Consider the following 555-nt stretch of genomic DNA (forward strand, 5'->3'; position numbering starts at 1 on the left):
GTGGGTGCTCTAGCACGCTCAAGTTCTTGCTCTTTCGCTTTTATTGCCTCTCTCACTTGTTCAGTAATTTGTTTAATTCCTTCAATTCCGCCTGTATTTCTGTCTGCGAGCCTTTGATTTTCGCTTGTGACTGCTCTATTTTGATCTGTGCGTTCACTAATTCGCTCAATCCGTCCTCTAACTTCACGGTATCGCTCTCTAATTGCATCGTATCGCTCTTTAGATAATCGGGCGGTGTTATCGTGCTCTGATATCTCTTCAACTGCTCCACGAGCTGCATCTGAACGTTTCCTAACGCCAATAACTCGCTTATCAACGTTGCTTGCGTTGTTACGTGATTTGTCCGATGCGTTGCCCAGCTGTTGAACACGTTTGTTTGTTCTGTCATTGAAGTTTGCAACTGTTTGAACAACGTCGGTAAGCGTTCCAGCTCTTGCGTCTTCGTTCTTGCCAATTTGTTCAATGAGGCTGTCAATTCGGCTATATCCTGGTCTTTCTTGCGTAGCTGCTGCTGTGTGTATCGCTCTTGGTCGTCTAGCATCTGCTGTTGGCGTT

Annotated in this window: 1 protein-coding gene; it reads right to left on the bottom strand. The window is 45.8% G+C overall.

What is annotated here, in order from left to right; translation table 11 throughout:
• Positions 1–52: 52 nt before the first annotated feature.
• On the bottom strand, positions 53–555 hold a 503-nt coding region (locus FRC98_RS21955), incomplete at its 5' end, for a hypothetical protein (RefSeq protein WP_230467903.1).

This window comes from Lujinxingia vulgaris (assembly GCF_007997015.1).
GTDB classification, from domain to species: domain Bacteria; phylum Myxococcota_A; class Bradymonadia; order Bradymonadales; family Bradymonadaceae; genus Lujinxingia; species Lujinxingia vulgaris.